Here is a 13,525-nt window from a genome sequence, read left to right on the forward strand (position 1 = left end):
TGTGTGCTCAAGCGTGACCATTGTGCGGCCGTATCGCTGTATTCACCGTGAAGTTCTGTCTCACCACGGATGGATGTGACGCATCTGGGTGAATGCATTGACCAGAAGACGTGAGACAAGCAGCGCAATGTGATCGGAATCGGTCATCACGCTGCGAAGTGCTTCAGACGTGCACAGTCACTGCACCGATGCGGAGCAGGTCAGACGTCCGAGCAGCGCACTGACCGCTGGTCCGAACGGCGTGAACCGCGTCACAACCGACACCTCCAGATGGCTTAGGCGACCCTAAGAAAGGCGCCACAACCGGCTCCCGGCGATCACGAAGACCTCACCCCCGGCCTTCTCCACCGCGGTGACCGTTCCGGACGGCCCGTCCGCCGCGCGTTCGTCCTTTTCGGACACGAGCTTCACGCCGCCATGATCGACGAACAACGTCGGCGTGCCGTTGACGTCCACCGGTGCCGCGAGCGTCTGGTCGTCGCTGACCGGTACGTCCGGCGTGGTCAGCTTCTTCCAGTCAGGGCCGCTCCACCAGGCGAGCTTGCCCTTGCTCCGCCCCACGACGTGGCAGGTGCCGCCCCAGCAGCGGGCGGCCAGCGCGGCGTCGCCGTCCGGCAGGGTCGCGGTGGTCCAGGCGGTGCCGTCGAACCGCCAGACCGCGGCGCTCACCACGCCTTTCGCGATCTGCCACCCGACGACGAGAGCACCGTCGCCGTCCGGCGTCACCGCGAGCGGGAAGCGCAGCAGCTCCTGCGAGCTCTCCAGCACCGTGCCGGCGGAGGGCTGCCGGGTCCAGGTGTCGGCGGTGTAGGTCCAGGCGGCGATGTCCAGCCCCGCCTTGTCGCTCTGCCAGGTGCCGATGATCAACGGACCCTGTTTGGTGCGCACCGGCCCGATCAACTCACCCGCGCCGTAACCGCCGAACGTGCTGAAGGCCTGCGGCTTCTCGTTGATCGCACGGGTGTCACCGGTCCAGGCGCTCCACCGGACGTTGCCGTGCGCGCCACCCCGTTCGCCGCCGACACCGGTGATCGTGGTGCCGTCGGAGGTGATGCCGTACCAGTGCGCTTCCTTGCCGTACGGGGTCGCCGGGGTCAGGCGGGAGTTGGCGATCGTGCCGTCCTTCGCGCGTGTCACGAGTTCCGGGTGATCGGACGGCCGCGTGCCGATGACCAGCATCTCGCCGTGCGTCGCCAACGCCTCCGGCGTGGCCGTGAGGTCGACCGCGGTGAAGCGGGCCGAGTTGTCCGCACCGCCTGAGGAGCAGCCGGTGAGGAGCAGCAGAACCGCGAGCGTCAGCCTCCGCATGGGGGCCAGTATCGACCACATGCGTCCCGAACCCGATCAGGTCATGCACTTCTCGGAAGACCCGTCGAACAGCTGACCGCCGGCGTCCCCCGCGACCGAACCCGTGCCGCGGCGGCATCCGGCTCCGCAACGCCCTCCCCCGATCACTGGAATGATCGGCGCCCATGCGGGTGCTGCTGGTGGAGGACGACGAGCCGATCGCGGAATCGCTCACGAGAGGCCTGTCCCGCTACGGGTTCGAGGTCCGGTGGGTGCGCACCGGTGCGGAGGCGCTGGCGGCGGAGGACTTCGCGCTGGCGCTCGTGGATCTCGGGCTGCCCGACGTGGACGGGCTCGACGTCTGCCGTGAGCTGCGGGCGCGCGGGGACGTGCCGATCATCGTCATCAGCGCTCGGTCCGACGAGGTGGACCGGGTGGTGGGGCTGGAGATCGGCGCGGACGACTACGTGACCAAGCCGTTCGGGGTGCGGGAGGTCGTCGCGCGGGTGCGTGCGGTGCTTCGGCGGGTGCAGCCCGCTCAGCGTGAGCCGGAGGCGCACGGGCGGGTTCGCATCGACCGGCGCGGGCGGCGGGTGCACCTTGACGGCGGTGAGGTGGAGCTGACGCCGAAGGAGTTCGACCTGCTGGCGTTCCTCGCCGAGGATCCCGGGGCGGTGTTCACCCGCGAGCAGATCATGGAGGCGGTGTGGGACGAGAACTGGTTCGGGCCCACCAAGACGCTCGACGTGCACGTCGGGGTGCTGCGCCGCAAGCTCGGTGACGCGGCGTCGCTGGAGACCGTGCGGGGAGTGGGATTCCGGCTGGTGCTCCCGTGATCCGCCGGCTCGTCTGGAGCTACGTGCTGCTGGTCGCGGTGGCCATCGCGGCGTTCACTGTGCCGGTGGCGTTCACGCTCAACCAGCAGCTCTACGGCGACGCCGAGAACACCGCTCGCCGGGAGGCCGACACCGCCGCGTTGCTGCTCGCTTCCGGTGACACGCGGTCGTTGAACGCGCTGGTCGACGCCTACGAACGCCAGACGCCCGGCCAGATCGACGTCCTCAGGGCCCAGGCCGAGTCGAAGGTCTGGGACTCCGAGGGACTGAAGCTCACGGTGCCGGCAAAAGCACCGGACGGCACGGTCGTCGGCGCGATCCGGCTGTCCTATCCGGACGGTCAGATCACCCAGAGGCTCTGGCAGATCTGGGGTTTCCGCGCCGCGCTCGCCGTGGGCGTGCTGATCGTGGCGGCGTTCCTCGGGCTGTGGCTCGCGCGCAGGCTCACCCGTCCGTTGCGCGCGTTGAACGCGATGGCGGGCCGGCTGCGCGACGGCGACCTGACCGCGCGCGCCGAGGAGACCGGGCCGCCGGAGACCCGCACGCTCGCCCGCACCCTCAACACCGCCACCGAGACCATCGGCACGCTGGTCGGCTCGCAGCGCGCGTTCATCGGCGACGCGTCGCACCAGCTGCGCACGCCGCTGACCGCGCTGCGGCTGAGCCTCGACAACGTGGCCGACGGCGTCGACGACCCGCTGGTCCGCGAGGACGTCGAGATGGCGACGGCCGAGGTCGTGCGGATGTCCAGGCTGGTCAACGGGTTGCTCGCGCTGGCCCGCGCCGAGGCCGACGTGGCCCACCCCGAACCGGTGCAGGTGCTCGACGTCGTCGCGGAACGGTTCACCGCGTGGCGCGCCGCCGCCGACGAGCGCTCGGTCTCGCTGGTGAGCGAAGGGTTCGACATCCGCGTCCTCGCGACGCCGGGACACCTCGAACAGGTGCTGGACAACGTGCTGTCCAACGCGCTGGAGGTGTCCCCGGACGGCGCCGCGGTCCTCGTCCGCACCACGCGGCCGGGCCTGGTGGAGGTCATCGACGCCGGTCCCGGCCTGCCGGAGGCCGATCGGGCGCGGGCGTTCGACCGGTTCTGGCGCGGTCAGGGCCTCACCGGACGGGGCGGGTCGGGCCTCGGCCTCGCGATCGTGAAGCAGCTCGTCACCGACGACGGCGGCACCGTGACGCTGGAGGAGGCGTCGAGCGGCGGGCTGTGCGTGCGGATCAGGCTGGCTCCGGCATCGCCGACGAGTGGTGGTTCACGATGAGCCACCGCCCGTCGATCTTCTCGTAGACGAACGTGTAGCGGGCGTCGACCGTGGCCGGCCTGCCGTCCTTGGTGAGCGCGAACCGGTAGGTGCCCGCGTCGATGGCGTCGTCGGCGTCGAGGACGGCGACGTGCGAGTCGAGGATGCTGCCGCTCGGCCTGCCCTGCAGGAAGTGCTCGAAGTAGTCGACGATCTCGGCGCGCGTGGAGCGCACCTGGTTCGACACAGTGGGCAGCAGGACCGCGTTCGGTGCGTAGCGGTCGGCCACCTTCTGGGCGTCACCCGTCGCGAGGGACGCGTTCCAGTCGGCGAACAGCGCCTTGATCTGGTCCGGTGTCGGGGCGGGAGCGGTACTCGCTGGAGCGCTGGAGCATCCGACGAGCAGGGCGGTGGCGCCCGCCAGTCCGGCGGCCGCGGTGAGGTGCTTGCGCATCGTGTCGTTCTCCCCGATCGAGTGGCTGTGAGATCCACTTTCGAGATACGAGAGGAAACGCACGGACAGGAGACGCCCAGTACCGGGACAAGCTTTCGGAAAGCCTGGTAAACGTGGACGTATGGGACTTCTCAGCGGAATGATGGGGAACGCTTCGAAGCTCGACCCGCGGGACGCCGCGAAGGAGTTCGGGCGGCTCCTGGGGCACGGCGAGCAGATCCACGCGGCGTACCAGCTGCTGCGCGACTCGTTCCTGTTCACCGACCGGAGGCTGATCCTGGTCGACAAGCAGGGCATGACGGGCAAGAAGGTCGAGTACCACTCGGTGCCGTACAAGGCGATCACGCAGTTCTCGGTCGAGACGGCCGGCACCTTCGACCTCGACGCGGAACTCAAGATCTGGGTCTCCAGCCACGACGCGCCGATCTCCAAGCAGTTCGGCAAGGGCGTGGACGTCTACGAGGTGCAGGCCCTGCTGGCCTCGTTCGTCCGGTAGGGAACCTCTGTCGCACAAAGGAAAATCCCCCGCAGGCGCCGAGCCCGCGGGGGATTTCGCTTGCGGCGTCTAGCGTGCCTGCAGCATCGGGCGGAACTTGTCGCGGTACGCCCACGCCAGACCGATCTCGGCGGCGACCACCAGCAGCCCCAGCACGAGACCGCTGCTCTCCAGGAACACGTGGTACAGGAAGATGTTCACCACCATCGGGGCCAGCAGCGCCAGTGCCAGCGGCACGAACCGGCCGGCGAGCAGCAGGACGCCCGCGACGACCTGCACACCGGACGCGAGGTGCAGCATGTAGCCGGTCGCGGACAGCGCCAGCGTGAACGCCACCCCGGCGGGCGCCATCGTGCTCGGATCCGGCGCCGGCATGAAGTTCAGCCACCCGTTCAGGCCCGTCACGGTGAACATCAGGCCGGTCAGCACGCGGGTCACGAGCGTGGCGTGACGGGCGGCGGCCGACTTGCGGACGACGCGGGTGGCGGCGGGGGCGGTGATCGTGGCGGTCATGTCAGGTTCCTCCTGGGCTGTCGTGTCCTTCCACTGATGCGTCGAACGGGCACCACCCCGGATCGACACGACCGCCCGGAAAATCTTGAGAAACCGCGAAGAAGCTGGTCAGACGCGTGCCGCTCGCACGTACTCCGCGACGGGGCTGAGCTTGAGCCAGTCCGGCAGGCCGCGCACCACCCAGCGCTGACCGGTCAGTTCGATCGTGCCCGCGCGCACCGCGTCGAGCAGGTCGAACTCGCCCTCCCACATCCGGTAGAGCGTGGCGATGTCGGACGCCAGCACGGCGTCGACCTCCAGGCCGGGGTCGGTGTAGCAGATCGAGGCGTCACCGGGTTCGACGACGAGCCAGAACGTGCGGCGCCGGTCGTTGATCCGGACCTCGATGTTCGCGCGCCTGGTCAGCGTCCCCGTCTCGATGCGGCCGTGCATCCACCACATCAGCACCTCGGGGTCGAGCTCCTCGGCACGCGGGTCGCCGAACGCGTACCGGGCGCCCCAGTCGGCGAGGCTGAACACCAGCGGGCGCAACGCCTCCCCTGCCGGCGTGAGCGTGTAGCCGTCACCGGTGCGCTGCACCAGACCGGCGTTCCCCAGTTGCCTCAGGCGCCGCGACAGCAAAGCCCTGGAGAGCCCCGGCAGGCCGCGGGAGAGCTCGTTGAAGCGCGAGGCACCGACGAGCATGTCCCGCACGATCAGCAACGTCCACCGGTCGCCCAGCACCTCGACGGCGCGGACGATCGGGCAGTACTGCGCATAGGTCCTCACAGGGGAAGTCTCCGCCCGGACGAGGCGTTCGTTACCGCCGTCCGGTTCACTTTCAGAACTACCCGCGGGGCTTGCTCGTTCTTACTTTCGTCTCATGACAACACTCGACACACCCCGCGTGACCGGCACGTTCCCGACCGTCACGAGGGAGGACGACGCGAAGTTCACCGACGTGGCAGCACGCATCGGGGCGATCGCCGCGGCCCACGCGTCCGAGCACGACCGCGACGCCACGTTCGTGAGCGAGGCCTACGAGGCCATGCGCGAGGAGGGCTACCTGGCGTTGGCCGTACCCGAGGAACTGGGCGGGCTCGGCGCCACGATGCGCCAGGTCTGTTACGCGCAGGCGGAGCTCGCGCGGCACGACGGCGCCACCGCGCTGGCCGTCACGATGCACCTCTACCTGACGCTCATGCAGGCGTACCGCAGACGCAAGGGCGCGCCGGACGCGGAGGGCGTGCTGCGGCGCGTGGCCGCGGAAGGCCTGGTCATCGCCACCAGCGGCGGGTCGGACTGGCTGTGGCCGACGACGACCGCGACACCGGTGGACGGCGGGTTCCTGGTCAACGGGCGCAAGGCGTTCTGCAGCCAGTCGCCGCGCGCGAACGTCGTGGCCACGTCCGCCGTGCTCGGTGAGGAGGTGCTGCACTTCAGCGCGCCGCTGAACGCCGACGGCGTGCGCATCGAGGAAACGTGGGACACGCTCGGCATGCGCGGCACGGCCAGCCACGACGTGGTGATGGAGGACGTGTTCGTCCCCGCCGAGAAGATCGCGGCCCGGCGGCCGTACGGCGAGTTCGGCGCGCCCCTGTTCGCCGCGGTCGTCCACTTCGCGCCGGTGTGCGGGGCGACGTACTTCGGCATCGCGTCGGGCGCGCGGGACGTGGCCGTCCGTGCGACCACGAAGAACGCCACCCGGCAGATCGGGCTGATGGACTACAAGCTGCGCACGGCGTGGTGGTCGCTGATGGGATCGGTCGAGGAGCTCGGCTCGGACTACACGGCGGGCCCGGAGGCCCTGACGACGGTGATGCTGGCCAAGCGGCAGGCCGTCGTGGAGGCGATCGAGGTCGTCGACCTCGCGATGGAGGTCCTGGGTGGACGGTCGTTCTTCAGGCGCTCACCTCTGGAACGCGCCTACCGCGACGTGCGGGCTGGAACGTTCCACCCGCTCACACCCGAAGCCACACTCATGTACGCGGGCAAGGTCGCTCAGGGTGACCCCGGAGTCACGGAATAAGTTCAAGTTGTAGGTGTGCCAAGGGTTTGCGAGTATGCGGATCCATCCTCGGAGAAGGAGCGATTCCGGTGGCCACTCGCCTCAACCCGTACATCAGCTTCGACGGCCAGGCCCGCGAGGCGATGGAGTTCTACCAGTCGGTCTTCGGCGGCGAGCTGAAGATGAACACCTTCGGTGAGTTCGGCATGCAGGACACCCCGCAGGCGGACCAGATCATGCACGCGCAGCTGGAGACCGACGCCGGCTACACGATCATGGCCTCCGACACGCCGCCCGGCATGGAGTACCGGTCCGGCTCCAGCATCACCGTGTCGCTGTCGGGCGACGAAGAGGTGCTGCGCCAGTACTTCAACGCCCTCGCCGAGGGCGGCAAGGTCGGCACGCCGCTCGAGAAGCAGATGTGGGGCGACGAGTACGGCGACGTCGTCGACAAGTTCGGCGTCAACTGGATGGTCAACCTCGGCGGTCTGGGCTGATCACGCTCCGGCGGGGCTGCGGGAGTAGCCCCGCCCGCCGCGCTGACGCATCATGGAGATCATGAGCGAGCGTCTGAGAGGTGTGGTCGACCAACTCGCGCTCCGGCCGGGCGACCGCGTGCTGGAGATCGGCTGCGGGCAGGGCGTGGCCGCCACGATGGTGTGCCAGCTGTTGTCCACCGGCACGCTCACCGCGATCGACCGCTCGGTCAAGATGGTCGAGGCCGCGACCCGCCGCAACGCCCCGTACGTGGCGTCGGGCAAGGCCGAGTTCCTCATCGCGTCGCTGGAGGACATGAACCTCGGCGACCGGCGGTTCGACCTGGTGTTCGCCGTGCGGGTCGGGCTGTTCCACCGCGATCCCGGCCGCGCCCGCGCGCTGGTGGAGCCGTGGCTCGCGCCGGGCGCGCGGGTGCTGCCGTTCTTCGACGTGCCGGTCTAGGTGTCGAGGGTGCTGGCCAGGACCTCGTCCACGCGAGCGTTCCAGTCGACGTCCTCGACGGTGCCGTTCAGGACGGCGACGGCCGCGAGGGTGACCGTTCCCTCGACGTCCGCGGTCAGCTTGCGGATGTGCGCGACGCTGGTGAAAGCAGTGCCCTGAGGTGCGGTCTGTAGCGCCTCACCGGTCCAGCCCCGCACCCCGACCAGCTGGGACGGCAGGTCCGTCGCCCAGCCCGTGAGCTCGGCGGTCGTGCCGGGCGGGGCCCCGACGACGCGGTGGACGCGCAGCTCCTGGTCACCCCACACGGCCGTGATGCTCTCGACCCGCAGCCCCGGCACCATCACCTGGTTCGCGTCGAACACCGGGCGGTGCCAGGACGCGGCCCAGTTGTCCCGCGCGCCCAGCGGGTGGATCCGTCGGCGCACGCTGCGATCGCCCCGGTACAGCAGGCTGATGTGGTTGTCGGCGACGTTGTGCCTCGCCGTCGGGCCGGTGGACGTCGAGTAGGCGAACCGGCTGTAGAGCGGGTCGTCCTCGGTCGCGTACTCGCCCTCGAACGGCCGGACGTGGTCGCTGCCGTGGTTGTGCAGCCTGGTGACGCCTCGGTGGCGCTGGACGAGGAGGTTCGGCCCCGGCAGCGCGAGCGTCCGGTCGTCGTCCTGGACCTCTTCGCTCGCGGTCCACAGTGGATGATCGGCGTCGGCGAGCAGGCAGACGAACGCCTTCGACGCCCAGTACGGCGAGGCCGGGCCGGAGTAGGGCTGCAGGCTCGCCTCGTGCGGGCCGTGCCAGCCGAGGCTGAGCAGGCCGTCGGTGAGCGAGCCGCGGTCGAGGAAGTACTGGAGCGAGTTGCTGATGAGGTGCCGGGAGTGGCCGGGGCTCAGCGGCGTCTCGCCGGTCACCGCGCCCAGCGCGACGGCCGACGCGGCGGCGAACCGGTAGGTCAGCGACCGCCCGAAGTAGAGCGGCGCCCCGTCCGCGCCGAACAGCAGGTGGAAGCTCTCCAGGTGCTCTCGCAGGTGCGTGGTGACCGGCCGGCCGTCCAGGTGCGCGTCCAGCGCGGGGTAGAGGTGCAGCGCCCAGCCGTTGTAGTGGTCGAACGCGCGGCCGTCCCCGTCCGAGTACCAGCCGTCCCCCACGTACCAGCCTTGGAGCAACTCCATCGCACGCTGCCGCGCCTGACGCGTCTCGTCGTCGCCGCGGCCCGCGCTCTCCAGGAAGGACGCCACGGTGTACGGGAAGAAGTACCAGTTGTTGGCGGCGGGAACGTGCCGCAGCGACTCCCGCAGCCAGGCCTCGGCGCGGTCCTGGACGGGTTCGGGGAGCTTGTCCCACAACCAGGGCTTGGTGAGCCGCAGCCCCAGCGCCACCGAGGCCGACTCGACCATGGGCTGGCCGACGTCGAAGATCGCGGGCCACTCCCCCGCGGTGCCCGCCGTGAGACCGGCCGCGTACCGCTCCAGCCAGTTGTGCGGGTCGTCGCCGTGGGCGGTGCGGAAGGCGGCGGCGAGGAACGTGCGGGCGTAGCCTTCCAGGCCGTCGGACCGGACACCGCTGCGGGACGGCCTGCCGGGCAGGTCGAGGAAGGCCTGGTCAGGAGAGGCGTGGCGCCAGGCGGCGTCGAGCAGGCCGTCGGCGGCGGCGACCCAGTGGGCGCGGGTGAGGCCGGTGTGGGGGCTGAGGGTGTGGTCGGGGTCTGGCAGCTTCACGCGATGGGGTCCCTTCGCTCGACCGGTGGCTGGCTCGGGTCTGACAGGTTCACGCGCTCATGCGGCGACGTCACCCCCGCACTTCTCCGCTCCCCTCACGCGATCCGCTCCCTCAACGCCGCCGGCACCGGGGTCGCGAACCCCTCCCCCGCGGCCCACCGCCGCACCTCGTCCACCGCGTGCCGCCCGAGCCGCCCCCACTCGTTGCCCTGCGACCCTGCCAGGTGCGGCGTGATCAGCACGTGGTCGCTGTGCCACAACGGGTGGTCCGCCGGCAGCACCTCGGGATCGGTCACGTCCAGCACCGCCCTGATCCGCCCGACCTCCGCCACGAGCGCGTCCTGGTCCACCACGGCGCCACGGGCCGTGTTGATCAGCACGGCGTCGTCGCGCAGCAACGCGAGCAGCTCAGCGCTCACCAGGCCGACGGTCTCCGGCAGCAGCGGCGTGTGCACGCTTACCACGTCGCTGCGTTCGAACAACTCGGTCAGCCCCACGGACTCCGCACCGTCCACTTCGGTCACGAACGGGTCGTGCACCAGCACCTGGAAATCGTAGGGCGCGAGCAGCTCGATCACCCGGCGACCGATCAGCGACGCGGACAGGACGCCGACGACGGCGCCGAAGTTGCCCACCGAAGGAGCCACCTCGTACACCGACATCCGTTTGCTCTCGCGGTACGAGCGGGCGCGTTCGAGCACTCGTTTGCCGCTCAGCAGGATCATCGCGAGGGTGTACTCGGCGACCGGCAGCGCGTTGGCCTGCGCGGCCGACGACACCTGGACGCCGCGGTCCCAGCACGCGTCGGTGACGAAGCCCTTGACCGACCCGGCCGTGTGCACGATCGCCTTCAGACCGGGCAGGCGGCCGAGCACCGGGGCCGTGATCGGCGGGCAGCCCCAGCCCGTCACGAGCAGGTCGACGTCGGGCACGTCCGCGAAGTCCGGGAAAACTCCCTGGAAGTCGCAGACGGCTTCCAGCGAGCCGAGCACGGGCGTGAGGACAGCGGCGGCGGCCTCCGCCGACATCACGCCCGCGGCCCTCACTTGACGGCTCCCGCGGTCATGCCGGCCTTCCAGAACCGTTGCAGCAACATGAACGCGAGGATCAGCGGCAGCACCGCGAAGAGAGATCCCATGATCACCACCGGGTAGTACTCGGGAGACACCGTGGCCGAACTGTTCCACTGGTACAGGCCAAGGCTGACGGGGTAGAGCTTCTGGTCGGACAACATCACCATCGGGAGGAAGAAGTTGTTCCAGATCGTGGTGAGCTGGAACAGGAACAGCGTGACGACACCGGGCCCGAGCATGCGCAACGCGACCTTGAAGTACGTGGCGAGGTCGCCGGCGCCGTCGATGCGCGCGGCCTCCAGCACCTCGTCCGGCACGTAGCCCTGCGCGAAGATCCGGCCGAGGTAGACGCCGAACGGGTTGAACAGCGCCGGGATGAACACCGCCCAGAACGTGTTCACCAGGCCCGCCTCGGACGCCATCAGGTACAGCGGCAGCGCGAGCACGGTCTGCGGCACCATGACCGCCGCCAGCACGAGCCCGAAGAGCTTCTCCTTGTGGCGGAAGGCGTACTTGTCGAACGCGTAGCCCGCGGCAATCGAGATGAACGCGCTGACGGCCGCGCCGAACACCGCGTACAGCAGGCTGTTGAGGTACCAGCGCCCGTAGAGGCCCTTGTCCATCGCGAACAGGTTCTTGACGTTCTCCACCAGGGAGAAGCCGCCGAACAGGTCGCTGTTGAACAGCGCGTCGACGTTCTTCGTGGCGGCGAGCACCAGCCACATCACCGGCAGCAGCGTGTAGAGCACCGAGATGCCCACGACCACGTTCACCGTGGTCCGGCCGAGGAGGGTCATCAGATGGCCTTCCTGTTCGTCCAGCGGGTGACGCCGTAGGACAGCGCGATGGTGAAGGCCAGCAGGATCACCGACGCGGCCGCGGCGAGGCCGTAGTTGTTGCGGGTGAAGGCGGCGTCGTAGATGTACATGCTCGGCGAGAACCGGGCGCTGATCATGGGCGTCGACTGCGAGAGCAGCACCGGTTCGGTGAACAGCTGCAGCGCCCAGATCAGCGTGAAGATGCCGACCGTGACGATCGCGCCGCGCACCAGCGGTGCCTTGATCCGGACCGCCTGCTTGACCGGTCCGGCACCGTCCACGACGGACGCCTCCAGCACCTCGCGCGGCACGGCCTGCAACGCGGCGTAGAAGATCACCATGTTGTAGCCGAGGTTGCTCCACAGGGCGATGTTCACGATCGACGGCAGCACGGTGTTGATGCCGAGGAAGTTGATCTGGACGTCCGCCTTCGCGAACAGGTCGATGATCGGGCTCAGCCCCGGCGTGTAGAGGTAGAGCCAGATCAGCGCGGCGATGATGCCCGGCACGGCGTGCGGCAGGTAGAGGCTCATCTGCGCCCAGCTGCGCAGCTTCGCCACGCCGGAGTCCAGCAGCAACGCGAGGGTCAAGGCGCCGACGACCATCAACGGGATGTAGAGCAGGCAGTACAGCACCACGGTCAGCAACCCGTTGAGGAACGTCGGGTCGCTCAGCACCGCGAAATAGCTGCGCAGCCCGACGAACACCGTGCTCTCCGGGCCGAACCCGAGACCGGGCTGGTCGGCGGCGAAGAAGCTGAGCCAGATCGCCGTGCCGGTCGGCACGAGGAAGACCACCACGAGCAGCACGAAGAACGGCGCCATCAGCAGGGCGCAGGCGAGCTTGCCCTTCACCGCGCACCCTCCTCAGTGGACAGACCGAGCGCCTTCAGGTCCGGCATCGTGCCGCTCTGGGCCTCGCGCACCGCGTCGATCACCGTGCCGACACCGGCGCCGGCCCGCGCGAACCCGTCCTGCATCACCTTCTGCGTGGCGGTCATCCGCGGCCCCCACACCCAGCCGTCGCGGATCTTGTCCGCCTCCCGCTGGAACAACCGGTAGATGTCCTGACCGCCGTAGTACTCGCCGGGGAACGCCTTCGCGCCCGCCTCGACCAGGCCGGGCGCGACCGGGTACTGGCTGCTGGTGCCGCTCTTGAGCCGGGCCGTCAGCGCGTCCGGGTGCGTGCACTGCCACTCGATGAACTCCATCGCGGCCTCGGGCTCCTGCGAGTCCTTGGTGACGGCGAACGTCGAACCGCCGTGCGTGCCGACGACCTGCTCCTCCCAGATCGGCATGGGCGCGATGCGCCACTTGCCCTTCTGCGCCGGGCGGGCCCGCATCTGCGCGCCCGCGTCCCACGCGCCGCTGAGCCTCGTGATCACGCGGTCCTGACCGAGCTGGGCGTCGTGCTGCTTGCTGTCGGCGGCGTTGCGGAACACCAGGTCCTCGTCGATCAGCTGCTGCCAGTAGTCCGCGACCCTGCGCGTGGGCTCGTCGGCGAGCGAGACGCGCCACTTGCCGCCGCTGGTGTCGAACCACTGCGCGCCGGCCTGCCAGGCGTAGCAGGCGAACTGCATGGCGCCGTCGGTCGGGAAGATCGCGAGCCGCCGGTCGGGGAACTTGTCGCGGACCGTGCGGGCGAGTGCGGCGAACTCGTCCCACGTCGTCGGGATCTCGTAACCGCCTGCCTCGAACAGGTCCGCCCGGTAGTGCAGGACCATCGGCTCGACGTCGAGCGGGACGCTGAACACGCGGTTGTCGAACGTCGTGAGCTTCAGGGCCTGCGGGAGGATCTTCTGCTTCACGCGGTCGGTCACGAGGTCGGTGATGTCTCTCGCGACGCCGTCGATCGCGTACCCCGGCACCTGCGGGTACTCGATCGTGGCGACGTCGGGCGCGTTGCCCGCACGAGCCGCGTTGCTGAGCTTGGCGTACCCGCCCTGCCCACCGGAGGGGATCTGCTGGAAGACCACCCTGATGCGGTTCTGCGAGGAGTTGAACGCGTCGACGACCTGCTGGCTACCTCGCAGGGCCGACCAGAACGTGATCTCTACCGGACCTCCGGCACCGCGGCGTTGCGGAGTGGAGCAGGCCGCCAGTGGTGCCGTGAGGCCCGCCGCGAGAAGTGTGCGACGACTCAGGCGCATGGATCGCATCCTGATCGCCT

15 protein-coding genes are annotated in these 13,525 nt (G+C 69.6%); 6 read left to right on the forward strand and 9 right to left on the reverse strand.

The genetic code is table 11. The features are described from left to right. Positions 1 to 285: 285 nt before the first annotated feature. Positions 286 to 1,308 carry a hypothetical protein gene (locus ACFWN2_RS16335; protein WP_382428291.1) on the reverse strand — a complete coding sequence of 341 codons (1,023 nt, stop codon included), beginning with the start codon at positions 1,306 to 1,308 and terminating at the stop codon, positions 286 to 288. Positions 1,309 to 1,472: 164 nt separating this feature from the next. Here ACFWN2_RS16335 and ACFWN2_RS16340 point away from each other — a divergent pair, with 164 nt between their 5' ends. Then, complete coding sequence (locus tag ACFWN2_RS16340; RefSeq protein WP_382428292.1) at positions 1,473 to 2,123, forward strand: response regulator transcription factor; 651 nt, start codon at positions 1,473 to 1,475, stop codon at positions 2,121 to 2,123. Then, positions 2,120 to 3,388, forward strand: a complete 1,269-nt coding sequence (locus ACFWN2_RS16345) for an ATP-binding protein (RefSeq protein ID WP_382428293.1) — start codon at positions 2,120 to 2,122, stop codon at positions 3,386 to 3,388. Before ACFWN2_RS16340 ends, ACFWN2_RS16345 begins: the two co-directional genes overlap by 4 nt. Here the strand turns inward: ACFWN2_RS16345 and ACFWN2_RS16350 are convergent. Beyond that, the gene (locus ACFWN2_RS16350) at positions 3,345 to 3,821 is read right to left on the reverse strand and encodes an SgcJ/EcaC family oxidoreductase (RefSeq protein WP_382428294.1); all 477 of its coding nucleotides are present in this window, start codon (positions 3,819 to 3,821) and stop codon (positions 3,345 to 3,347) included. The genes ACFWN2_RS16345 and ACFWN2_RS16350 overlap by 44 nt on opposite strands. A 121-nt stretch (positions 3,822 to 3,942) precedes the next feature. Between ACFWN2_RS16350 and ACFWN2_RS16355 the strand changes: the two genes are divergently transcribed. Further along, entirely contained in the window at positions 3,943 to 4,317 is a 375-nt protein-coding gene (locus tag ACFWN2_RS16355; RefSeq protein ID WP_382428295.1) for a PH domain-containing protein, read from the forward strand. A 69-nt stretch (positions 4,318 to 4,386) separates the two neighbouring features. On the opposite strand, the gene ACFWN2_RS16360 is transcribed toward ACFWN2_RS16355, so the two are convergent. Then, positions 4,387 to 4,830: a DoxX family membrane protein gene (locus ACFWN2_RS16360; RefSeq protein ID WP_382428296.1), complete on the reverse strand. Its 444-nt coding sequence runs from the start codon at positions 4,828 to 4,830 to the stop codon at positions 4,387 to 4,389. A 108-nt stretch (positions 4,831 to 4,938) separates the two neighbouring features. Next, complete coding sequence (locus ACFWN2_RS16365) at positions 4,939 to 5,598, reverse strand: winged helix-turn-helix transcriptional regulator (protein WP_382428297.1); 660 nt, start codon at positions 5,596 to 5,598, stop codon at positions 4,939 to 4,941. A 94-nt stretch (positions 5,599 to 5,692) separates the two neighbouring features. Here ACFWN2_RS16365 and ACFWN2_RS16370 point away from each other — a divergent pair, with 94 nt between their 5' ends. The 3 genes from ACFWN2_RS16370 (at position 5,693) to ACFWN2_RS16380 (ending at position 7,756) form a co-directional block, all read left to right on the forward strand. Then, positions 5,693 to 6,838: an acyl-CoA dehydrogenase family protein gene (locus ACFWN2_RS16370; RefSeq protein WP_382428298.1), complete on the forward strand. Its 1,146-nt coding sequence runs from the start codon at positions 5,693 to 5,695 to the stop codon at positions 6,836 to 6,838. 68 nt (positions 6,839 to 6,906) lie between these two features. Beyond that, entirely contained in the window at positions 6,907 to 7,314 is a 408-nt protein-coding gene (locus ACFWN2_RS16375) for a VOC family protein (protein ID WP_382428299.1), read from the forward strand. 61 nt (positions 7,315 to 7,375) lie between these two features. Next, positions 7,376 to 7,756 (forward strand): class I SAM-dependent methyltransferase, encoded by a 381-nt coding sequence (locus tag ACFWN2_RS16380; protein ID WP_382428300.1) that lies wholly within the window; start codon positions 7,376 to 7,378, stop codon positions 7,754 to 7,756. Here ACFWN2_RS16380 and ACFWN2_RS16385 read toward each other — a convergent pair. From ACFWN2_RS16385 to ACFWN2_RS16405, 5 genes are all read right to left on the reverse strand, one after another. Then, a complete protein-coding gene (locus ACFWN2_RS16385) occupies positions 7,753 to 9,465 on the reverse strand; it encodes a DUF2264 domain-containing protein (protein ID WP_382428301.1) in 1,713 nt (570 codons plus the stop codon). The two genes, ACFWN2_RS16380 and ACFWN2_RS16385, sit on opposite strands and share 4 nt — an antisense overlap. A 95-nt stretch (positions 9,466 to 9,560) precedes the next feature. Beyond that, positions 9,561 to 10,511, reverse strand: coding sequence for a hydroxyacid dehydrogenase (locus tag ACFWN2_RS16390; RefSeq protein WP_382428302.1), 951 nt, complete (start codon positions 10,509 to 10,511; stop codon positions 9,561 to 9,563). Beyond that, a complete protein-coding gene (locus ACFWN2_RS16395) occupies positions 10,508 to 11,335 on the reverse strand; it encodes a carbohydrate ABC transporter permease (protein WP_382428303.1) in 828 nt (275 codons plus the stop codon). The genes ACFWN2_RS16390 and ACFWN2_RS16395 overlap by 4 nt, the downstream gene beginning before the upstream one ends. After that, positions 11,335 to 12,210 carry a carbohydrate ABC transporter permease gene (locus ACFWN2_RS16400; RefSeq protein ID WP_382428304.1) on the reverse strand — a complete coding sequence of 292 codons (876 nt, stop codon included), beginning with the start codon at positions 12,208 to 12,210 and terminating at the stop codon, positions 11,335 to 11,337. Before ACFWN2_RS16400 ends, ACFWN2_RS16395 begins: the two co-directional genes overlap by 1 nt. Beyond that, a complete protein-coding gene (locus ACFWN2_RS16405; RefSeq protein WP_382428305.1) occupies positions 12,207 to 13,505 on the reverse strand; it encodes an ABC transporter substrate-binding protein in 1,299 nt (432 codons plus the stop codon). Before ACFWN2_RS16405 ends, ACFWN2_RS16400 begins: the two co-directional genes overlap by 4 nt. Positions 13,506 to 13,525 lie beyond the last annotated feature (20 nt).

This window comes from Lentzea sp. NPDC058436 (genome assembly GCF_042721515.1).
GTDB lineage: Bacteria > Actinomycetota > Actinomycetes > Mycobacteriales > Pseudonocardiaceae > Lentzea.